General features: G+C 48.6%; 19 protein-coding genes. 5 read left to right on the top strand and 14 right to left on the bottom strand.

Annotated elements, in window-relative coordinates; genetic code table 11:
* Positions 1-169: 169 nt before the first annotated feature.
* Entirely contained in the window at positions 170-1402 is a 1233-nt protein-coding gene (locus EDC32_RS01615; RefSeq protein ID WP_132219761.1) for a threonine synthase, read from the top strand.
* A gap of 357 nt (positions 1403-1759) precedes the next feature.
* Here the strand turns inward: EDC32_RS01615 and EDC32_RS01610 are convergent, their stop codons facing one another.
* Positions 1760-3952 carry a Piwi domain-containing protein gene (locus EDC32_RS01610; protein ID WP_132219760.1) on the bottom strand — a complete coding sequence of 731 codons (2193 nt, stop codon included), beginning with the start codon at positions 3950-3952 and terminating at the stop codon, positions 1760-1762.
* A 406-nt stretch (positions 3953-4358) separates the two neighbouring features.
* Here EDC32_RS01610 and EDC32_RS01605 point away from each other — a divergent pair, with 406 nt between their 5' ends.
* Both EDC32_RS01605 and EDC32_RS01600 read left to right on the top strand, forming a co-directional pair.
* Complete coding sequence (locus tag EDC32_RS01605; protein WP_132219759.1) at positions 4359-4748, top strand: HNH endonuclease; 390 nt, start codon at positions 4359-4361, stop codon at positions 4746-4748.
* Positions 4749-5029: 281 nt separating this feature from the next.
* Positions 5030-6337 (top strand): amidohydrolase, encoded by a 1308-nt coding sequence (locus EDC32_RS01600; RefSeq protein WP_132219758.1) that lies wholly within the window; start codon positions 5030-5032, stop codon positions 6335-6337.
* A 78-nt stretch (positions 6338-6415) separates the two neighbouring features.
* Here EDC32_RS01600 and EDC32_RS01595 read toward each other — a convergent pair whose 3' ends face one another.
* The 5 genes from EDC32_RS01595 to EDC32_RS01575 form a co-directional block, all read right to left on the bottom strand.
* A complete protein-coding gene (locus EDC32_RS01595) occupies positions 6416-9520 on the bottom strand; it encodes an MMPL family transporter (protein ID WP_132219757.1) in 3105 nt (1034 codons plus the stop codon).
* 92 nt (positions 9521-9612) lie between these two features.
* Entirely contained in the window at positions 9613-10941 is a 1329-nt protein-coding gene (locus tag EDC32_RS01590; RefSeq protein ID WP_132219756.1) for a sensor histidine kinase, read from the bottom strand.
* Complete coding sequence (locus EDC32_RS01585) at positions 10938-11642, bottom strand: response regulator transcription factor (protein WP_132219755.1); 705 nt, start codon at positions 11640-11642, stop codon at positions 10938-10940. The genes EDC32_RS01590 and EDC32_RS01585 overlap by 4 nt, the downstream gene beginning before the upstream one ends.
* A gap of 116 nt (positions 11643-11758) precedes the next feature.
* Complete coding sequence (locus tag EDC32_RS01580; RefSeq protein WP_158283180.1) at positions 11759-13162, bottom strand: sensor histidine kinase; 1404 nt, start codon at positions 13160-13162, stop codon at positions 11759-11761.
* A gap of 2 nt (positions 13163-13164) precedes the next feature.
* The gene (locus EDC32_RS01575) at positions 13165-13845 is read right to left on the bottom strand and encodes a response regulator transcription factor (RefSeq protein ID WP_132219753.1); all 681 of its coding nucleotides are present in this window, start codon (positions 13843-13845) and stop codon (positions 13165-13167) included.
* Positions 13846-14139: 294 nt separating this feature from the next.
* Here EDC32_RS01575 and EDC32_RS01570 point away from each other — a divergent pair, with 294 nt between their 5' ends.
* Positions 14140-15780: a SulP family inorganic anion transporter gene (locus tag EDC32_RS01570; RefSeq protein WP_132219752.1), complete on the top strand. Its 1641-nt coding sequence runs from the start codon at positions 14140-14142 to the stop codon at positions 15778-15780.
* A 243-nt stretch (positions 15781-16023) separates the two neighbouring features.
* Here the strand turns inward: EDC32_RS01570 and EDC32_RS01565 are convergent, their stop codons facing one another.
* From EDC32_RS01565 to EDC32_RS01545, 5 genes are all read right to left on the bottom strand, one after another.
* Positions 16024-16683, bottom strand: a complete 660-nt coding sequence (locus tag EDC32_RS01565) for a CBS domain-containing protein (RefSeq protein WP_132219751.1) — start codon at positions 16681-16683, stop codon at positions 16024-16026.
* A gap of 282 nt (positions 16684-16965) precedes the next feature.
* Positions 16966-17316 (bottom strand): stage V sporulation protein AE, encoded by a 351-nt coding sequence (spoVAE, locus tag EDC32_RS01560; RefSeq protein WP_132220877.1) that lies wholly within the window; start codon positions 17314-17316, stop codon positions 16966-16968.
* A complete protein-coding gene (gene spoVAD, locus EDC32_RS01555; protein WP_132219750.1) occupies positions 17316-18335 on the bottom strand; it encodes a stage V sporulation protein AD in 1020 nt (339 codons plus the stop codon). The genes spoVAE and spoVAD overlap by 1 nt, the downstream gene beginning before the upstream one ends.
* Position 18336: 1 nt before the next feature.
* Complete coding sequence (gene spoVAC / locus EDC32_RS01550; protein ID WP_132219749.1) at positions 18337-18825, bottom strand: stage V sporulation protein AC; 489 nt, start codon at positions 18823-18825, stop codon at positions 18337-18339.
* Positions 18826-18836: 11 nt separating this feature from the next.
* A complete protein-coding gene (locus EDC32_RS01545; protein WP_132219748.1) occupies positions 18837-19697 on the bottom strand; it encodes a DUF421 domain-containing protein in 861 nt (286 codons plus the stop codon).
* A gap of 142 nt (positions 19698-19839) precedes the next feature.
* Here EDC32_RS01545 and EDC32_RS01540 point away from each other — a divergent pair, with 142 nt between their 5' ends.
* Positions 19840-20046 (top strand): DUF1657 domain-containing protein, encoded by a 207-nt coding sequence (locus tag EDC32_RS01540; RefSeq protein ID WP_022737225.1) that lies wholly within the window; start codon positions 19840-19842, stop codon positions 20044-20046.
* 225 nt (positions 20047-20271) lie between these two features.
* Here EDC32_RS01540 and cdaS read toward each other — a convergent pair whose 3' ends face one another.
* From cdaS to EDC32_RS01525, 3 genes are all read right to left on the bottom strand, one after another.
* On the bottom strand, positions 20272-20889 hold the full coding sequence (cdaS, locus tag EDC32_RS01535; protein WP_132219747.1) for a sporulation-specific diadenylate cyclase CdaS: 618 nt from the start codon (positions 20887-20889) through the stop codon (positions 20272-20274).
* Positions 20890-20997: 108 nt separating this feature from the next.
* Positions 20998-21429, bottom strand: coding sequence for a GNAT family N-acetyltransferase (locus tag EDC32_RS01530; protein ID WP_132219746.1), 432 nt, complete (start codon positions 21427-21429; stop codon positions 20998-21000).
* A 153-nt stretch (positions 21430-21582) separates the two neighbouring features.
* Positions 21583-23103: a class I adenylate-forming enzyme family protein gene (locus tag EDC32_RS01525; RefSeq protein WP_132219745.1), complete on the bottom strand. Its 1521-nt coding sequence runs from the start codon at positions 23101-23103 to the stop codon at positions 21583-21585.
* Positions 23104-23174 lie beyond the last annotated feature (71 nt).

Genomic DNA, 23174 nt, shown 5'->3' with positions numbered 1-23174 from the left:
CCCTTTGTCAAACATGATCGATGAACACCTCGCTTCACAGACAAAAAGCTCGGCTCTTCAGCCGGGCTTTTTGTTGCTTGCACCAAAAGCCATCCATATCACGAATCCCTCTGCCCACTTGTGACATAAGGTGTGAATGTGAACAACATTCTCATACGGAGGTGATCCAGTGTTCAGTTACGCCACCCACTTGTCATGCTCCAAGTGCGGAGGCACAAGCGAAATCAACCAGATCACGCAACAATGTCGTTGTGGAGCTCCGCTACTCGTCCAATATGATTTGACGAAGTTGCGCAACAGATTAAGGCCGGACGACTTGCGCAATCGGGTACACAGTTTGTGGCGATACCATGAGTTGTTGCCTGTACAGGATCACACACACATCGTTTCGTCTGGCGAAGGGATGACACCATTGCTCCCCTTGCCCCGACTTGCCGATGATATGGGCATTTTTCGTTTGCTCATGAAAGATGAGGGCATAAGCCCTGGCGGCACTTTCAAAGTGCGAGGTGCAGCGGTTGGCGTATCCCGAGCCAAAGAACTGGGCGTCAAAGAGTTGGCCATGCCGACAAACGGCAATGCCGGAGCGGCTTGGGCGCTTTATGCGGCCAAAGCCGGCATTCAGTGCCATATCGTGATGCCACTGGACGCGCCCCACACCGCAAAGGTCGAATGCGCCATCGCCGGTGCCCATCTGACCTTGATTAACGGACTCATCAGCGATGCAGGCAACACGATCGCCCAAAGCATTAAGGAACATGGGTGGTATGACGCATCCACGCTCAAAGAACCTTATCGTATCGAAGGCAAAAAAACGATGGGCTTCGAAATTGCGGAACAACTGGAATGGCAACTTCCGGACGTGATTTTGTATCCGACCGGCGGCGGCGTGGGATTGATCGGCATCTACAAAGCCTTGCTGGAATTGCGTGAATTGGGATGGATAGGAGATCGTCTCCCGCGCTTGGTCGCCGTGCAAGCAGAAGGATGCGCACCCATTGTCAAAGCATGGTCTGAACAGAAGCAGACCTCCTCTTATTGGAGCGGTGCCTCCACTGTCGCGTTTGGGATCAACGTCCCCAAAGCGCTTGGCGACTTCTTGGTGCTGGCAGCGATTTATCAAACCGCGGGATGCGCATTGGCAGTGGAAGATGATACCATCCTGCAAGAACAAAAGCGGATCGCCCGACTGGAAGGCGCCTACGTGTGCCCTGAAGGAGCGGCCGCATTTGCAGCAGCGCGACGATTGCGCGACAGCGGTTGGATTGGCGCCAATGAGACAGTCGTTGTGCTCAACACCGGGGCTGGCATCAAATATCCGGACAGCGTCAAACTCAACTTGCCAATATTGCAACCCGGCCAATCTCTCCCTTCCTCGCACCTCACCGACAACAAGGATTAACTGAGCCTTCGAAAACAGTATCAAACCAAATCATAGAGAAGCATGGTTTTAAAAACAGAATGACATGATTACAAATTCAGGCTAAGCGGGCAAATGGAACATTTTATGACAGAAGTAATCGCTGCCCGCTACCTTCGTTCAGCGGCGATTCAAAAGGAGGATGTATGAGATATTGCATTATCCAATTTTTCTGCATAACAATCTCCACAATCTTGTTTAGAGCGTGTCTGAAGAATAGATAAGCGACTTCCCATTCGCTTCACGCATGACGAGGCGCTCATTGGGAAAAAGTTTTTCCGCCGCTTCCACTCACCAATTTGTTGCGCTAGCCATGCCCCTTTCAACATATCTTGATTTCTATACAAAAGGCAGGCTGTTATCTGCCGGCAAAAGAGGAAGCCAGTTTTTATTGTAAAACTTTGAACTCATATCCGCATAGTTTGTCGTTGCTGGAAGTCTAGATTTACGCATAGAGTGGATGTTCATAAATGATAGATAAAAAATATCTTTAGTGATTTGTTCGATAGATCTTGAACCGACATATTTCTCCACCTTGATAGGATCCGCCATACCGACAGATGTAGAAGGATTAGTACTGCACAGATATGCGTAATTATCCTTCATATATACTAGTCCTTCTGAGGTCATCCATTCTTCATTATTGGTATTAGGATTTATACCCCTGAAAGCCATTCTTCGATTTGTATTTTTTATGATCGAGACATAATCGAATTCAATACCGTGCTGCTGTAGGATTGATCTAATAGCATCGACTTCTTTCTGAAGTGGTTTTCCATCACGATGAAACGTGATATGCTTCAAAGGTTTATCAGGATAGTGTTTAGTATAAGCAACAATAGCTTGGTTAATGATCTGTGATAGTGTTTCTCTACTAATGATTTCACCCGACTCTTTTCCTTCATATGGCTTTGAGTTTAAAAATCTCCCATCACACCCCATAACTTGAATACAACCAGATGCATGCTTCTTATTAATATGACTTACATCCAATCCAATAAACATGTCTGAATGAAGAGGCTGATCTAAAAGCCAAGGTTGAATACCACACTTTGCATAGATGCCAAGCACGAGATTTTCGAGAATAAATAGTCTATTTTTGGGTTCTTGTAATTTTAGGTTTTCTAATAATACGACTTGGGTTAAAACATTTGATTGACCAAATTCCTGTTTGATCACACTATAATATGAATTTTCCGACTCCATATCTTCCTTTGGGCCAACAACTAAGAGGATATCTTGCGATTGAATCAATGTTTTTTTCTCATCACTTAGCGCTTTTAACTCATAGCTTAGTTTGTCCGGCAATTCAAAGCAGATATTGGAAATATTTAATCGTACAGATTTAAGTGGAACTCCCCATTGACTAGACAAATCACACATTTCATTTAAAATATCTGTAAAAGTATTGATCTGTCTAAATTGTTTTAATTGCTCAATGAGATGCTTGTCCATAAGAACAGAAAAAGTAACAGGTTTATCTACTTTGCTAACAACTTTGTATTTTTTAAGTCCATTCTTAATATTTATGCTACTACCATTTCTAAAACGAAGATTTGGCGGGGCCCAGGTGGTATACTCGTATCCTTGTTTCTGTACTTTTAATCCAGAAAACCTGCGTTCATAACGGGGACTATAACTAAGAATGCGTTTAGCAAGACTAAGTGCTTTATTGATTTTTGCATCGGGACCGAGTTTACACGTATCTCTTAACTTTTTTGATTTGATTTTACTGAAAGGCATCTCTACACGTAAACATTGCGGTGCATATGCTAACTCTTCATCATGCTCTGTTTTTACAAAGGCAACAGGTACATTGGTAATTCCTCTTAACTTCCAACTCACATTCAGCCTTTCATGATATGCTTTTACTGACTCTTTCATGCGGGGTGTAGGATTTGGATCAGATAATGTCTGTGGCCCAAATCGTTGAAAAGCATATCGATAATTCCCGTAGATATCAATAACATTGCTGTTTTCTGGTAAATCCTTGTTTTTATTTAAATAATCTAATAATGTTTCTTTACTTTGAAAAGAATGAGCTAAGTCAAAACCAAAGTAGATTTTGCCGTCATGATCAACGCGACAATCAACAGTTAGCTTTGGATAAACGAGTGTACCATTGTTATCTGTGATGATTTCACCAGTTTTTTCATCACAAATTGGTTCTAGAAAGGTGAAACAGCGTTGTCCGTAACTAATATGCTTAGATTGAGACGCAAGGTGACCAATTTCTTGTAAAATCAAGCGACTCAGCAGTTCTCTTTCTATATGTGAATCAAGATGAATTGTACGATATTCCACCGATTGAAACAATGAGTCATCTTTATACTTAATTTCATCGAAAGAAGCGATCAAATTCTCATAAAATACAATAACCCTATTATTATTTCGTTGACGAAGATCTTTACATACTTCATAGTTTTCAGTGTGTGATTTGGCAAACTCTCGAGGATAAGGTTCAAGGATATGAATCGGTAGATCACTTGATTGGGTAATAAACATAAGTTCAGTAATCAGAAATGACTCCATAATAGATCACCTTTCATAGACGTGTATATAATATAGCTGGAAGCCAAGCTCGACTCTCAATTTAATGAATAGATCAATTTTTTTGTTAATTATACACTTTACATACAATAAAAAACAGACATAAAATTAGTCGATATTGTGGAAATGGAAAAGTGATGGCTAATATACCTTGGATAGAGAAACTCATTTAAGATCAACATCCAGTTTAGAGTTATTACTGACCATTTCTCTTTTCCATCATTAGAAGCCTCTATTTCTACTCAAGATTCGATGAAACATACATTTCTTCCACTCTCTTTTCTTTTTCTGTTACTACCCTTCCCCGTTTTCAACCAAAACATAAATCAGATAAGTATAACTATTCAACAACCTGTCGATGATAGAGGTTGAAAGGAGGGGTAGTAAATTGAACACAAAATGGGCTAAGAGAATAAAGAAAAGAGATGGTTATCGATGCGTCGTTTGTGGCAGTAGAAAACATCCGTCCGCTCATCATTTGTTTTCCAAAAGTGCTTATCCAGCTTTGAAGAACCACAAGGACAATGGGATTACGTTATGTCGCTTCGGTTGTCACCAGCAATTTCATGATGAATATGGTTCAATCAATACACCTTTTCAATTTTTAAATTGGTATGTTGATCAATTGCTTGCTGATAAGGCGATCAATGAGACTCAACTAATAGCCGTGATCGAACGCTGTCATCTTGCATGCAAAGCTTACGAATCACTCTGTCTACAGGATGAGTCCATGAAAGAAGCGGCATTAGCGAAGGAGATGTCCCTTATTGGCAATTGATCAACATATCAACGAAAGGTTACAAGAAACGTGTGATGAGGCGCTCGCCGGAAAAAGGCCGGCGCTTTCACTCACCCACTTATTGCACCAGTCGTACTTAAGCTAGTAGTCCTCTCCCCTCACCGTGCTGTCCCCCGGCGACAAAGCCAATGGTGTCCATCCAAAGCAGAGAAGCCTTCTTCCAAACATTACTCTTTCATTCAGAAGAAAAATCATATATGATATCAAATTAAAACCATACCATTGTTGCCAAGCCATTTTAAGACAAAGGAGTACGCATGATGAAGAAGGCATTTACTCATTGCAATATTTTCACACTGGATGAACAGTGCACCCAATATGAAAACGGCTGTATCATCGTCAACGACGGCACCATCGAATATGTCGGTGAATACCACGATGCCTTCGTTCAAGCATGTGATGAGCAAATCGACTGGACAGGTAAGTGGGTGATGCCCGGCTTGGTAAACAGCCACGTGCACATTGTCATGAACATTCTCCGCGGCGCCGCGGAAGATTTGAGTCTGCATCGTTGGCTCAACGAAAAGATCTGGCCGCTGGAATCCAAATTCACCGATGAGATCGCTGAAGTGAGTGCTCAAGCGGCCCTGATTGAAATGATCAAGTCCGGCACCACCACCTTTAATGATATGTACAATCCGATCGGTCTGGATTGTATGCGACTGTATGAAACCGTCAAACAAGCGGGATTGCGAGGATATTTTTCTTACACACTGTTCACTCCCCCGGACGGAAGCAGTGAAGCCGACACCTTGGCCAGAGCCAGAGACGTCGCCAACTGCATCCGGCGGGACAACTCACTGGTCTCCACAATGATTGCACCGCATAGTCCTTACGCTTGTTCGACCGAGCTCTTGCAAAAATCGGCCGAGCTGGCGGCGGAATTGGGGTTACGCCTTCATATCCACGTATCGGAAACAGAACATGAAGTGGATCTCATCCGTTCACAACATGGACTGACCCCGGTGCAATATCTGCGGGAAATCGGTTTCTTCCAAGCTCCGGCCGTCTTCGCACACGGTGTGGTACTGGATGAGCAGGATAAAGAAATCTTGCGCGAGACAAACACCACCATCGCCCACAACCCCGTCTCCAACTTGAAGTTGGGATCAGGGATCGCCGATGTTGCCGCTTTGCTCGAGGAAGGAATCCATGTCGGCATCGCCACGGATAGCGTCGCATCCAACAACAATCTGGACATGTTTGAAGAGCTACGGATTGCAGCCTTGCTACAGAAAGGAACGCACCGCAATCCTGAATTGATTCCAGTGGACATCATTTTGCATATGGCCACACACCAAGGGGCCACAGGGTTGGGCCTAGCGAAAACAGGCATGCTCAAACCTGGATTTGCCGCCGATTTTATCACTATCCAACCCGCCGGCAAAATCCACTTCACCCCCTCCAACCACGCGTTGTCGCATCTGGTATACGCCACCAACGGCCGAGATGTAGAAGACAATGTGGTAAATGGGCAGTTTCTCATGAAAGACAAGCAATTGCTAACATTGGATGAAGAACGCGTCAGCCGGACACTTAACCGGCTCTATGCGGAACATCTGCAATAAAAACAAGGCCACCCCTACCCAAAGGCGGGGGTGGCCTTGTCACACATAGAAAGAGCAATGCCCAGTGGCTTCTGACATCTACAGTTCAATTCCGGCAGGTTCCGAAACGGTGCTCTTTTTCACCTTGGGCTGAGCCAGCCGCTCGGCGAGCGCAATAACCGCCGGAATGAAGAGTGGCAAAATCCATGCGGATAACAAAATCAGCGCCAGGATGACCACGGTAGCGATTTGCAACAGAGTGACCACCCCGGACGGAAGCATGGCCGCAAAGGTGCCACACAGAATAACGGCGGCGGAGATGACTACACTGCCGGTGTGTTTCATCGCTTCCTTGATCGCGATCGTGGGTCGATGCAATCCATACTCCTTATACCGCATCAAGACAAAGATGCTGTAATCAACACCCAAAGCGATGATCATGATGAAGGAGAAAAACGGCACCGTCCACGACAAACCCGGGTATTGGAACAAGTGACTAAACCCGAATTCGGTCACTGTCAGCGAACTAAAGTAAGCCAACACCAAGGCCGCGATTACGCTGAGAGACAACCAGAAGGAGCGGAACAGCACAATCAGCATCAGGCCGATTCCAACCAACATCAAGATCACAGTGCGACTGAAATCCTCGGCAGACATCCCTTGCAAGTCGCGGTTGATGGAGGAAACCCCGCCGACACCGAATTCCGCTTGTTCATATGGCGATTGTTTCAATGTCGCGCGTACGGTCTCTTCAATTGCTTTCGCCACTTGCATCGCCTCTTCGCTATAAGGGTCCTCGGCCAGCGCCACCGTCCATTTGGCCGATTGGCGGTCCTTGGACATGTACATATCGAGCGCTTTCTGGAAGTCTTTGTTTTTGCGGGCCTCTTCCGGAACAAAGAAGGTACGCGTCGCGCCGGAACCAGTCACTTGGCCCAGATACTTGTTTGCTTCAGACAGCCCAGCAGAGATTTTTTCTACCCCTTTGGCGCTGGAAGACAAGCCTGACTGCAATTGCTTGATGCTGGCGGCAAATTGCCCCAACCCTTGATCCAAGCGTTTCTGGCCTTGATTGATTGCGTTCAATCCATCTTCGATTTGATCCACTGCATCAACGGCTTGAGCCTGCCCGCTGGCCAATCGTTTCGCTCCTTGCGTCATTTGGTTTGCCGCATAACTCATCTGTTTTTGGGCAACGGCAATCTCTGCCAAACCGCCATTGGCCGCTTTCAATCCTTGCGCCGTGCGAGACAGGGAACCTTGCAATTGGTTCATCCCCGCTTCCACACCGCTCGCCTGCGCTAACAAGAGATTGGCTTTCTCTTTGATTTCTTGCACATTGGGATCATTGGGGTCCAATTTATCCGCGGCTTGGTTGATCTGGGTGGCCAATGCTTTGATCCCGGCTACCTGCTGCCGCAACCCGTCCGCCCCGGCGGCCAATTGATCCAACCCACCGGAGATTTTCATGTATTCACCCACCAACTTTTCATTGCTGGATGAGATTTGCTTCAGTCCACTCTCCAGTTGCGCCAATCCTTTGGCCAATCCTGGTTGCTTGGCGCTCCCTTGGCCCAATCCGGCTTGAATCTGCTTCATCGCTTGTTGCACTTGATTCAGCCCATCCCGCGCCGCTTTTGTGCCGTCCACCAATTTGCTGACTTGATTCAAATCGCCTGTGGTGGCAGCACCCATTTTTTCTGAAGCTTGGGATAGTCCAGCCGAAATGGCATCCAGCCCATCGGTCGATTTGCCGATCCCGTTTTCCACCCCTTTGGCTTGATCGTTGAGGTAGAACTGGTCGATCGGCTCCCCACCTGGCTGCGTCGGGCCATACACCGTCTTCACACCGGGCAGGCGACTCAGTTTCTGATGGAGCTGGTCAAGAAAAGCGAGTGCTTCCGGCGAGTCCAGCCGTTCATCGTTCTTTATAACCACCGTTGTCGGCAAGGTCTGACCCGGGCCAAACTGATCGGCCACGATACGGAAGCCGCGCACCGAATCATAATCCGGGTTTACTTCCTGCAGGCTGTCAAATGACAAGCGCCCTTCATGGAAAAACCATGAGCCGGCCAAGACCCCGACCAACACAATGGAAATGACGGGGCGTTTGACAGAGAAACCGCCCAGCTTGCGCCACAACCCGTTCTCCCCGTGACTGTCCAGCTTCCGGGAGGGCCAAAAAATGGCGCGACCCATGACAGCCATGAAGAACGGAACCACTGTGTATAGAGCCAGCAACAGGAAGGCGATTCCGATGGCCACCGCCACTCCTGACTGGTAAACGCTAAACTTGGAAAAGCCGAGCATGCTAAACCCGATCAGCACAGCCAGCCCGCTGAAAAACACCGTTTTGCCCGCGGTTTGATAAGTGGCGATAATCGCTTCCGCCACATCGTCCCGCTTGGCTAGTTCTTCCTTGAAGCGCATAAACAACAAAATGTTATAATCCGTGCCGATGCCAAACAGCACCAAGATTAAAAAGGTTTGCGTCGTATTGGCAAACGGGAAGTCGACTGCCTCCACCAAGTGGGAAACCGTCGCCATCGACACGAGGTATGTCAACCCTACGGTAAGCAGTGAAATGAGAGGCGTCACCGGAGAGCGGAATATAATGACCAATACCGTAATGATAAACAGCACGGTCAACAATTCCGTTTTCTTCACTCCATCGAGAGACGTTTGGGCAAAATCCTCGTTGATAAACTCATTGCCCGTCAAATAGGTGCGAACGCCTTCGACTTGCACCGCCTTGGCGAGTTGTTCCCGCAATTCGGCCACTGTGCGCTCGCCCTGTTCAATCTCTGCGATGGCCATTACCGTCGTCTTGTCTTTGGAAATCAACTGCTCCTCCGACTCTTTGTTGCCAAAGGGCTGCAACATGGAAGTGACCCGCAGTTGTTTGCTCTTTTCCAGCGCAACCAGCTTCCGCTCAATCTCCGTCATTTGCGATGAAGCCAGTTGTTTGTCCGCATGGAATACAATCAACGCTTGCACGTTTTTATCGCCATGGTCATCGCCATCCATCTCGGCGAGCAATTTGGCGGCCTTGCTTGACATGAATTCATCCGCAATGTGCGGTTGCCCTTTTTCGCGAACCAATTTATCAGTGGAGGGCATCGTCACAAACAGAACAGCGGCGGCCACCACCCATAACGCAAAGAACAACCACTTGCGTTTGAGAACCCACTTCAACCCTTTCATCTCTCCTTCCTGAGTTGACTCACTGGTCACACTTTAGCAAGGAAAAATAAATCAAATCTAAATCAAATATGAAAAAAGATAAAAAAAGTGGGTCAATCCGATGACTGGGCAATCGGGATGGCAAATCTGACCGCCAACCCGCCCAAACGGGCCGGAAAAGCCTCCATCTCTCCGCCATGCCGCTCCACAATCGTGCGACAAATCGCCAACCCCAAACCGGTACCGCCGTTTTCCGCTTGCCTGGCCCGATCGACAGTGTGAAATTTGTTAAACAGATGCGGCAGCTCCGCTTGCGGCACACCCACGCCGTTGTCTTCGATCAGAAACTGGGCCATGCCCGCATCGATATAGCCCGTAAAATGGATCATCAAATCTTCTGTTTGCGCATAACGAACCGCATTGCTGATCAAATTGGCCACCACCCGGCGCAGCCATTCTGGGTTGGCGTCGAGGCGCGTTTCCTCTGTAAACAAGTGATGAGCGCGAAAGCCGATGCCCAATCCGGCGCACTCGGCTTCATATTCAGTAGCGATCGAGTTAAAAAAAGCATCGGCACGAATCAACGAAGTCTGCATCTCGATCAGGTCTGCTTCATGTTTGCCATAGGCTGAAAACTCAGCCACCAAGTTTTGCATGCTGGCGGCTTTGGTCTGCAACAGCCGGATGGTCTCCTCCTGTTTATGCGGATCTTTGATCACCCCAGACGCCAACAATTCCAAAAACCCCTGAATAGTGGTCAGGGGTGTTTTCAAATCATGCGCAATCGAAGTGATCATGTGCAACTGTTCCCCATAAGCGCGATCCAACCGTTGTTCCATGGCATAAACATGGCGGTACAGATCACCGATTTCATTGTTTTGCCGATAATGGATCGGTTGGGGGCGCCGCCGCAACCGGATTTGGGACAAGCGCTTGTTCAAATTTTGAATGGGTTTGGTGATGAAATGATGGAAATGAATCGTCATACCGATGAGAAAAATGACCAATATGGAAACAAACGCAAACGCCGTCCAATTGATTAACCGTCCCACCCCAAACTCAACCAATCGCGGTTGGCGGATGATCTTCAACTCCCCCACCTTTCTCTGGCCGTCATTCACGGGCAATGATAAAGCCACGGTGAACCGGTTGGGCGCAAGGGTTCCTTCTGCGAAGAGACCCACCTCGCCACGGTATTCCAACCGGATGCCCTCCTCGGCGGCCATCCGACGCAACGCTTGCTTCAAAGCCTCCGGTTGACGGTGAAGCTTTTCCACTTGTCTCACCATTGCGATATTGTCCTGAACATCCTCTTCCGTCCGGTCAGCCACTTGTTGGATGAACACATGATGTACATAAAAAACCAAGAAACCTACTACCCACAAAAAAACCACCACGGCCAACACCAAAAAGAGACAAGGAATCTTATACTTCAGTTTCATTTGTCCTCACCATGCAACAGCAGCTTGTAGCCCACGCCCCAGATGGTTTTAATCATCGCATTACCAGCGCCCAATTTCTTGCGGATGTTTTTTATGTGCACCGTGACCGTATTCATGTCACCCTCGTCGTCTCCCCAGACGCGCTGGTAGATTTGTTCTCGCGACAAAACCTGATTTTGATGCTGATAAAGAAAATAGAGAATCTGAAACTCCTTGGTAGACAGATCCAATCTCTGTCCATCCAAGAACGCCTCATAGGTGTTTTCATTCATGGATAATCCGCTTTGAGACGGCACTTCAGCAGCACTCACATCGCCTTGAAGTTGGCTAAGCCGCTCCGAACGGCGAAAGTGAGCTTTGATCCGTGCCACCAACTCCTGCACCCCAAACGGTTTGGCGACATAGTCATCAGCACCGATCTCCAGACCGATCACTTTGTCGATCTCCCGATCGCGCGCGCTCAACAGAATAATCGGCATGTGATATTTCCGTCGCAACTGGCGGATCGCTTCTAATCCATCCATCTCCGGCATCATGATGTCCATCACGATCAAGTCGATGGATTGCTGTTCTACCAATTCCAGCGCCTGTCTGCCGTTGCTGGCAGCGAACACGAGGTATTGTTCATAGGTAAGGGCTTCGGTCAATAGTTGAACAATGCCCTGGTCATCATCCACAATCAGGATACTTTTTGCCGACATCGATTGCCTCCTGTCTTTTGTGTTTGTGATAAGGGTCTCGTGTGTACTCAGAACTGGCAACCCCTTTCTAAGAGTAACACATCCCGCTCCCCTTCCCACTGCCAAACAGTCAGGGGTCATGAAGCGCATTCCTCTTCCGCATCGGCCAACGGAAATCGCATGACAAACGTGGTTCCCCGCCCCAACTGGCTCTCCACCTCAATCGATCCCCCGTGCAACTCCACTAGGTGTTTGACAATCGGCAATCCCAAGCCCGTACCACCATGCTTGCGCGAACGTGACTTTTCCACACGGTAGAAGCGTTCCCAGATCCGGTTCACTTCCACTTCGGAAATACCGATGCCTTCATCGATCACTTTTATCACCGCTTCTCCCCTCTGCCTGAACAGTTCGACCAGCACCTTGCCTTGTGGCTTGGAGTAACGTAGCGCATTGTCCACCAAATTCATGATGATTTGCCGAAAGCGGTTCACATCAGCCTGGATGCGGATGGATGGTTCAAGGTTTCGTTCCAAGCGAATTCCCCACTCAGCAGTGAAGGGCTCCATCTCCTCCAGCGTTTTACGGATCACCGGCGCGATGTCAATCCTTTGCTTACTTAGCGCGAACTTCCCTTCATCCAATCGGCTCAATACAATTAAATTCTCAACAAGACATTCCAACCAATCCGATTGGTCATAGATAATCCCCATCAAACGGCGGGCATCCTCCGTGGGAAGGTTCTCGCGCCGCAACAGAGCTGCATACCCTTTGACATATGTGAGAGGCGTGCGCAACTCATGGGCAACATGGGTCAAAAATTCCTTGCGAGAAGACTGGTAATACAACAAACTCTCCGCCAGCAAATTCATTTGCCTGCCCAATGCGGCCACTTCATCCTGCCCTTTGATCGGGACGCGCACGTGGTAATTGCCTTTAGCTAATTGCTCCGCGATTCTACCCATCTCGATAATTGGACGGCTGATCCGCCACGACAGGACCATGCCCACTCCCATGACGATAACCAAGACACCAGCGGCAGCCAGCACAATCATGAATTTAAAAGAGTGAAGCGTGCTCTCCAGCAAGGTCAACTCAGCGCCCATAGCCACCATCCCCGACAAGGTTTGATCCTTGATGATGGGGCTTGATGCCATCATGTACACCCGCCCGTCCACCTCCAACAAGCGAACGAGCGATCGTTCTACCGAACGCGCTCTTTTTCGCTCGGCCTTCGCGAAGGCGAGCAACCGCTCCCGCATCGCAACGGGGGCATTGACCCAACTTCTCCCGTCAGTGGTCAAGACACATAGGCCGGTAGTCGGGCCATTTTCCATCCCTAGCACATGCCTGAGCGCGTCTTGACTAAAGTCATGAGCCAGAAAAACGGCGTAAGAGCGGGAACGATCCCCCAAAAAAGTTTTCATGTATAATTTGTACTCTTCCTTAATGATCAAGAAACACAAAAACCCCAACAGCCCGAGGCCGGTGATCATAATGACCAAGATCATCGCCATCCATTTGGTCGTGACATGCTTCATCTTCACATCACACCCCATTTATAACCAAATCCCCAGACTGTCTGTATCACTTCCTCCCGGAGCCCCGCTTGGCGCAATTTGGTGCGCAAGTTTTTAATATGGGTGTCTACCGTGCGGGCGTCGCCGTAATAATCGAACCCCCACACTTTCTCCAACAGTTGCTCTCGGGGAAAGGCCTGTTTGGGATGCTGAGCCAGTGTACGCAACAAATCAAACTCAATCGGGGTCAATTTGATCTCTTCCCCGCCATGCCAAACTTCCCTTCTCGCCCAGTCGATGTGTAACCCATTTGCCAGCCCTTCTTGTTTCTGGCCGCGCTTTCGCGTCCGTCTCAACACCGCGTGGATGCGGGCCACCAACTCCATGGGTTCAAAGGGCTTTGTGATATAATCATCCGCCCCCAGCTCCAATCCCTCCACCCGATCCTCCAAATCAGAACGCGCGGAAAGAAAGATGACGGGCAAATCCGTTTGCTCTTTCCGCAATTGGCGCAACAACTCTCTTCCCTCCATGCCCGGCATCATGATATCCAGCAGGCACAAGTCAAAGGAGCGGCTCCGAAACAAGTGCAAAGCCTCCCGGCTGCAACTGGTCACGGTCACGCTGAACTCCGGCTCCAAAATCATGGACAGCAATTCCAGCATGCGTGTCTCATCATCAACAATCAACACGGACGCTTTCATTCACCACACCCACCCAACCACTTGACGGACTATCTACCAATTCCACTCAACTCCTTCATCGTTTCTTCAAAATTTTCCATTACCCTATGTTAATGACGGAGCGAAAAGCCAAAGCCCTTCGCCTGTAAACCCGCAAATCGCCACGGCAATCATCGGAATAATCAAAATGGTTTGATGTGATGGTATCACAGACCTCTTTTTTTGTCGAAACAGCGACAATCCCCCCAATCACTATGTTTGCACTATAAAATACTACTGTTCACCGAATGATTATTTCATGAAGGAGGAATAACAATGTTCAAAGACGGAAGATTTCATGCTTACACGATCCAATCTTTTCACAAAGATGTCATGGCCGGCATCGTTGTCGGCGTTGTCGCACTCCCATTGGCATTGGCATTTGCCATCGCCTCGGGCGTCCGTCCCGAATACGGCTTATACACTACCATCATCGCCGGTTTCATCATTTCCCTGTTGGGCGGTTCCAAATATCAAATCGGAGGGCCGACCGGCGCGTTTGTGCCGCTGCTGTTGGGTATCGTGGTCACACATGGATATGAGAGCTTGTTGATCGCCGGATTTATGGCTGGGGCAATACTCATATGCATGGGGATATTCAAACTGGGCAATCTCATCCATTACATGCCCCGTCCAGTAACCATCGGCTTCACCACGGGCATTGCCGTCATCATCTTTTCCGGACAGATCGCCTCATTCTTAGGCCTGCATCAATTGAAAAAGGAATCAACCTTTCTGTTGCAAATGAAAGAGCTCATCAACAACCTCATCTATGTCAATCCATATAGCGTCATCACCGCTATCATCTGTTTGATCACGATACTGATCACCACCAAGTGGTTTCCCAAGCTACCCGGTGCGTTAGTGGGATTAATCCTATCCACCTTGGTTGCCACCCTGTTTTTCCCGGGTAAAGTGGCCACCATCGGCACCGTGTATGGCGGCATCCCCAATGAGTGGCCCACTTTCTCCTTTCCCACATTCACTTTGGAAAAAGGGATAGAACTCTTCATCCCGGCGGTGGCCATCGCGATGTTAGGTGGAATTGAATCACTGCTGTCCGCGCTGGTCGCAGACAACATGGGAAACACCAAGCATCACAGCAATCGGGAATTGATCGGTCAGGGAATCGCCAACATGGTCACTCCTTTGTTCGGGGGCATTCCAGCCACCGGAGCCATTGCGCGCACCGCAACCAATATTAAAAACGGCGCCCAATCCCCCATTTCAGGCATCATACATAGCCTGTTTGTCTTGCTCGTCTTGCTTGCGCTTGCGCCACTCGCCTCTCAAATCCCACTGTCCAGCATGGCACCTGTCTTGATGTTTGTCGCTTGGAATATGTCTGAACGGAACGAATTCGTCCATATCCTTAAAAGCAAATCCGGGGATGCCGCCGTTCTTCTGCTCACCTTCACGCTAACCGTACTGACGGATTTAACCTTCGGTGTGTTAGGTGGCATCGGCTTGTCCGTCATCCTGTTTGTCATCAAAATGAGCAAAGCATTGATCATCCAACCGCAGGCCACCTCCGATCCCACGGCGTTAAAAGTGAAATCGTCCTCTCACCCGTACGTGCATGTGGTGCATGTTGAAGGGCCTCTTTTCTTCGGCTCGGCAAAACGGTTCATGTCATCCATTCAAGACCTCCCCGACCGTCAAACATTGGTCTTGTGCATGAACCATGTTCCCTATCTGGACGCAACCGGAGAAGCGATATTCGCCAAACTGGCCGAGAAATGCCATAAGCAAGGCAACACCCTGCTCATCAGCGGCCTCAATGACCAACCCCGTCAAGTGCTGGAACGCGCCGGTTGGATGCGCAAAATCGGTTCAGCGCACTTTTTCAGCCAATTGGATGACGCGCTTCGGTTTGCTGAGCAACAAGCCAACATCCCTCAGCGAGCGGCCAGATGAGTACCAAGCTCCGCAATCTCTTCATCCTTACAAGGTGGCCATCGCATACTTGGTGGGTAAAAAAATCACAATCATTTAAGGTAGGAGTTATGACATCCTCCTTAAATGATTGTGATCTTAAATAAAAAAAGGGTCTGTCTCCTTGTAGCGATAACCCGAAGTTTACGCCCCATGCGCACTCCGGGTTTCCTTAACAACAACGTCTCTCTGCACATCCCATCTTACATGCATGGGGATGACGGCCTAGGAAAAGAACTTCTTATGTTTGACTTTCCATTTTCTCCCTTCATCCACTTTGTTTACCGACAGGCTGGCACCCATCTCCGATTCGGCCCCAAAAAACTCAATCACTTGCTCCATCATCACTTTCCGGGTCAAAATGCCCAAGAAACGCCCTTTGACATCGATAATGGGTATGTAGGAATGATTGAGCAACACTTCAAACGCAAATGAGAAGATAGAGTTGGCCAAGATCCCCAGGCAAGTTTTGTTCATCGCTTCTTTTACCGCATGTTCTTTCAATCCGGAGAAATCGCCTTCGCGTTGGTTTAATTGTTGGACAAAATCCAAGATGTTGGTTTTACTTATCACTCCCTCCACCTCTCCCGCATCATTAATGACCGGAACGGAGCTCAGCTTTTCCTTTGTCAACACCCGCAGCGCTTGATCCAGTGACAACTCAGGATGAACAGTAGTCACACATTCTTTGGGAATGATCAACGATTCAATTCCTTGTGAAAATAGGTAAGCGTTTTTGGCAAACATATCGGTAACCCCTTTTGCGAGATAGTGTAAAAAGGCGTTCTCTTTTGAATATGAAAAAACCGCAGGATCATGGTCTGCGGGCTTTTGTCGCTCTCCCGTCCCTTCTTCGGCCAAGCTGGCGGGATGGGTGACTTGCACATACTTCCCAATATCCAGAGATTCTTGCTAGCACATGGCTGATAAATAGGCCAGCAATTCCAAAAAAGCCCATGCTCTAGGCGAAAGCTGTCCACCTCTGTTCGCGGCGGGGGAAGATTCAGCAAATAGCGACATATATATTTAACGCAAATCATACCTTTATGAATGTATCTTTGCAAGTCTTTTTTCTCGACAATGTTTTTCTGTCTGTAGGTCAAGCACAACCATCGAAAAGGACGGCACACTCATACTTTGGAGCGTGTCGTCCTTTTGAAGCTTTGATTACCCTTTTGGCTTCACAAACAACGCGGCAAAAAATGCAAAAAAAATCGCCGCCGTGATCCCCGCGCTGGTGATCTTGAAAATCCCCGTGATAGCGCCTGCCCATCCATCCAACTTCATCTGCTGAATGGCCCCATGCACCAATGAATTGCCAAAGCTGGTGATCGGCACGGTCGCCCCTGCACCGGCAAATTTGATCAATGGCTCATACCAGCCCAGACCGTCGACAATCGCGCCCGCAACCACCAATGTCGCCATGGTATGGGCTGGCGTCAACTTAGCCACATCAAACAACAGTTGCCCAACTACACAGATGGCTCCACCAACCAGAAAAGCCCATAGATATTGCATCATCCGCTTATGTTCCCCCTTTCTATTGAAACAGCATGCGCAATGCAGGGGATGGTCTCCCCTTGCTGATAAGACAGCGGAGACAGCAGTGCCCCAGTCGCCACAACCAAGATGCGGTTAAACTCTCCCTTTTTCATGCGGCTAAGCAGATGACCATATGTGACCACCGCACAACAAGCGCATCCGCTCCCTCCCGCTTGCACCATTTGCTTGTCATAGTCGTATATCATCATGCCACAATCCCAGTATTTTGCCAGATCGACCGGAATCCGGTGTTTCTCGAGCAAATCGCAGACAATGCCATGCCCCACCTTTGCTAAGTCACCGGTCACAATCAAATCATAATGGTCTGGCGTAATCTGCAAATCGCGGAAGTGTGCTTGGATGGTATCGACGGCTGCCGGCGCCATTGCCGCCCCCATATTGAACGGATCGGTCACGCCCATATCGACCACGCGGCCAATCGTAGCCGAGGTGACGATCGGGCCTTCTCCCTTCTCGGAGATGACCGCCGCCCCCGCGCCCGTCACCGTATATTGCGCGGTGGGCGGTTTTTGGGAACCATATTCCGTGGGGTAACGGAATTGTTTTTCCACCGCCGAGTTGTGACTACATGTTCCTACCAGCACGTCAGTGGCCGCCCCCGCATTCACTAAAAGCGAACCCAGCGCCAAGCTCTCCATCGAGGTAGAACATGCCCCAAAAATCCCCAAGTAAGGCATCCCCAAGGTTCTCGCCGCAAAGCTGGTGCTGACAATCTGGTTCATCAAATCTCCGGCAATGAAAAACTGAACCTGCTCTTTTGTGAGCCCTGCTTTGTCAATAGCCAGTTGCGCTGCTTCCTCAATCAGCATTTTCTCCGCTTTTTCCCAACTATCTTGGTTTAGCGTGGATTCTCCATGGACCACATCAAAATCTTCGCCCAATGGACCCCGTCCTTCAAAGGGGCCAACAACCGTGGCCGTCGACTGGATGACCGGCTTTCTTTCGAACACCCAACTCTGATGACCTTTTCGCATGTTATGAACCCCCACCTGCTATATTGGGATTGAAGAACAAATGCAACAACGCAATAATCACAGCGGCAACGGTACCAAACACGATGACCGATCCCGCCAATTTGAACATTTTTCCTCCTACCCCCAACACCATCCCCTCACTGCGATGTTCAATCGCAGCCGAAGCCATGGAATTGGCAAAGCCTGTCACGGGTACCGCTGAGCCCGCTCCAGCCCATTGACCGAACTTGTCGTATACGCCCAAGCTGGTAAAGATCACGGACAACAAGATCAGTGACGCCACTGTTGCGGTAGACGCTTGGTCTTCGGGAAGGCCGACCCATTTCAAATACATATCTTGCAACATCTGTCCTACGATGCACACGCCTCCCCCGGCAATAAAAGCGCGCAGGCAATTTTTGAAAACAGGGCGCGGAGGTTCATGTTTTTTAGCTAGCTTTTGATATTCTTGTTGTACAGGTGTTAGTTTTTTCTTTTGATTGTTTGCCATCGTTTCTCTCCCTAACTAATTAACTGTGGTTTGATTTCGTTGATTACTTTTTGCAATTGTTGTGAGCTTTGCGCATACAGTTTTTTGGCTTGCTCATCGTCTGTCGACAAGCTAAACATCTCCAAATCGGCCTCACATTTCTTCAGTGTGGCCAGCAACTTCGCTTTTTCTTGTGGCGGCTGGATCTGGATTTGATCATCATACAGATCCAGATACAGCTGGCCGTCTGAGTCGACTTGGCCGATGAACACATTTTCTAACGCTACTCCTTGCTTCTCCAGCTCCGTTTGCAACCATCCGCGGTTTAACCCTCGGGTGGCCAATTTTTCATCCAAGATCGCGCCGTCCTCGATTACCACATGGGGTTCGTCTTCATGACCGACCTGAAGCCCCAACATCTTGGCCGTGACTGGACGCTTATCCTTATACGGCAATACGTTGATATTTCCGTTGGCTTCCATCACGGCAAATTCAACATCACTCACATTGAAAATGTTTTTGTTCCGAAGTTGTGCCATCATTTCTTCAATAGTGATCCGTTCTTTTTTCAAGTTATCTTCCAGCACTTTTCCGTTTTTGATCAAGATGGTGGCTTTGCCGTCAAGCCAATCCCTCGCTTTTTTACTTTTCAATTGAAGGATTTCAATTCCGAACGCTACCGCTGCCCAAATAGCTAATGAAACAATGCCCAAGTGCCATTTTTCTCCCATTTCCAGAGGAATATAGGCCGCCAAGCTGCCAATGGTGATGCCGGTTATGTATTCAAAGAGTGACAGCTGGTTCACTTGCCTTTTTCCCAGCAACTTGGTTAGCGCGAAAAGAATGATGATCGCCACCAACGTCTTCAGCGCCACTGCAATCCAATCCGGCATGAAGCCCGCCTCCCCTTGATTGGTGAAATCGTTATTGCTTAGTATGATCTCTTTCCGGACGGGTATGCATTTTTTTGGCATTATAATCAGACGTTCATTGCGCAGATTAAGCCTATGACAATGATGAGAAGGAGGTTTTCATATGACGATCGCATCCGATGTCAAAACCTGTGTCGCCTCGCTCAAAAGCGCCCAAGCCAGCTTAGAGCAATTCGCACTCAGCACCGAAAACAAACAAGCCAAACAACTGTATACGCAAGCTGCGCAACAGACCCAACAGATCATCGATCAAATCACACCACGTGTACAACAATTGGAAAACGAAGAACCCCAATACAAAGGATTTTAAGCGCGTAAAGAAAAACCCGCCCCCCAGAACAGAGAATGGGAGCGGGTTTTTCTTTTATTGCGTTTGTTGATATGTTTAACTCATGCTTAACCAATTACCGAAGTACTGCACATGACGGTTCAGTTAAGAGCCTCAGACTTCCAGGCTTGGCGACCGGCGCCAAAAAGAAAAGGCCCGCTTGGATCTGAGAGGCGACGAACATCTGTGAGACAGGCGGTAAGCCATTCAAGTGGCCATTCCAATCACATACAGCCGACCGTTCAAGGCAAACGAAGCGCGCCCGGTTTCTTCGGACACCACAATCACAATCGCATCGCTCAATTCGCTCAATCCCAGAGCCGCCCGATGCCGAGTACCCAATTTTTGGTCATTCTCCACCTCTTTGTTTGACAAAGGCAACACGTGAGCGGCGGAAACAATCTTGTCATCTTGGATCAACACCGCGCCATCATGCAAGGGGCTACCCGGATAAAAAATCGACTCCAACAGCGAGCTGGAAAACTTCGCCTGAATCATCGTCCCATGAGAAAGAAAGGAAGATAGCGGGTCTTGGCGTTGTACCACGATCAACGCTCCATGCTTCCGCTCTGACAGATGGGCGACACTTTGTAGCAAGCCTACATATTGCTTAGTGAAAGGTGACAGATAGCATTGCAAGTAAAAAGATGAAGCCAACGCTTCACTCATCACGATTTGATTTCTTATGCTTCTAAACTCGCCCAACAAGCATTTGTCCTCATCATCAACCACTTCCAAAAAGCGGCTGATCTGATCGGCAACAGCCAACAAATTTCGGACAAGCTGTTTTTTCAAAACCGACGTATCGCAATCGTTCACACTCATGTTTACACCTCAAACATAACAGATGGGAAGGGATGCACCTGATCCACTCATCAACCAGCGTTCCCCGGCTCCTCCCACCTTATCCACAAGCACAGATCGTCACCGCAGCTAAGCTTCTGACAGAGTCTTAACCATCAGCACATGGGGAATACCGTCTTCCATGAACACAGCTGACTTAGTGGTATAGCCCAACTTTTTGTAAAATCCTTCCGCATGTGTTTGCGCATGCAATTTGGCCGAAGTGGCGCCCTGTTCTCGCGCCACTTTCTCCAGCGCATGGATGATCACTTTGCCCAATCCGTGTTTGCGGTACGCGGGTAAAATGCAGATGCGTTCCAATTTGGCAACGCCCTCCACCATTCGCACCCTTCCCGTTCCGACCGGTTTCCCCTCGGCATGCACGAGGATGTGCTCGGATTGTTCCTCATGCTCATCAAATTCATCTTCTAACGGCACACCTTGTTCTTCGACAAACACGGTTCGCCTAATCCGAAATGCCGCCTCCAATTCCTCTTTTCCGACTACCCGTTTCGCTTGCATCAATGCACCATCCTTTCAGCTACATACATGCCCGCAACTACCTCAGTATAATCCATACCCATTTTTTTGAGAACGTGACTGCCAGCTGCTCGCCAAACTTTGACACGTAAAAAACGCGCCTGCTTGATGCAGACGCGTTTCCTAACCATCCCTTTATGCTTTAGAGGGGCTCTCATTGTTCGCATGGGCCCGCAACACATACTTCAACACTTTGCCCATGCTGTTTTTTGGCAACTCATCGATAAATTCCACATCGATCAACTTATAATCGGCCAGATGGCGCCGCGCATAGGCCATAACGTCATCCTCTGTCAACACGGCACCCTCGGCTTTAACCACATATGCCCGGGGAAGCTCACCCCACACAGCGTCTTTGACCCCTACTACAGCCACTTCCGCAACGCCGTCCAGTTGCTGGATCACGTCTTCCACTTGGGCGGGGAACACTTTCTCTCCTCCGCAGATCACCATGTCCCGCAGGCGGTCGATCACATACAGGTAGCCGTCTTCATCCAATTTCCCCACATCTTTGGTATAATACCAGCCGTTTTTCAGCACTTTATCCGTTTCCTCTTGATTGTTCCAATAGCCCGCAAACACCGAGTCGCTGCGCACCACAATCTCCCCGACCTCCCCCGTTGGGCATTCTTGGCCTGTCAGCGGATCAAGGATTTTGATTTGGGTCAGATACACCCCCTTGCCGGCCGAATGGCATCGATTCAAGTCCATCTCCGGCAAGAAGTACGTAATCGCTCCTGTGTATTCCGTCGCGCCGTACACTTGGATGATAGAGAAGCCCAGATCGTCAAACTCCCTGATGAGTCGTTCGGGAACCCGGGACCCGCCGCAGACAATTCCCCGCAGGCTGAACAAGTCCTTGTCGATCGTTTTCAACATTTCCAACATAAACGGCAACATCGCCGGCACCGACATCATGTTGTTGATCTTCTCTTCATCAATCAGCTCCCACAATTGGGAAGGGGTGAAGTTGGGCGCCATTACCAACGTGATACCGCGAATCAAAGCGTTGACGATAAACATCATCCCACTGATGTGAAACAGTGGCGTCACAAACAAAAAGCGGTCAGCAAAACGCAAATCGAGCGTGTTGACATTGGCTATTCCCGCCGCGTACACATTGGCATGGGTACACATCACGCCTTTGGGTTGACCAGTGGTACCAGATGTATAAATGATCATGGCCGTATCCCATTCAGTGACCGTCGCGGCCGGCTCTTTAGTGGAGGCGATTTCAAAGATGCTCTTGAAATGCTCGTCCATCTCTTCTCCCACCGCTGCGCGGATCACTTTTTCGACACAGGGGGGAAGCGAGGTCAGTGCCTCCCTGAACTCTTCATCGTAAAACAGAATTTTCGCTTGGCAGTCCTCGACGATATATCGAACCTCTGCTGGTTTCAACCGTGTGTTGATCGGCACGGCAATGGCACCAATCTTGACTGCAGCCAAATATATGATGGGAAAAGCGTATGTATTCTTGCAAATAAATGCAACACGGTCACCAGGTTCCACGTGCAAATCCAATAGATAGTTAGCCAATTGATTAACCTTTTCTTTATATTCCTGGAACGTTATTCGTTCACCGTGACTCACCAAGGCTTCTAATCTTGGTGATAATGCAGCACGTGCATCCAACAGTTTTCCAATTGTTGTCATGTTGTTAACCTCCCCCAAGATGCATGTCAGATATAAATGATAATAATACCTATCCAAATAATATACAAACC

The organism is Laceyella sacchari, assembly GCF_004343255.1.
Lineage (GTDB): Bacteria > Bacillota > Bacilli > Thermoactinomycetales > Thermoactinomycetaceae > Laceyella > Laceyella sacchari.
The sequence above is the reverse complement of the archived record's forward strand: the minus strand, read 5'-3'. Positions and strand labels throughout refer to the sequence as shown.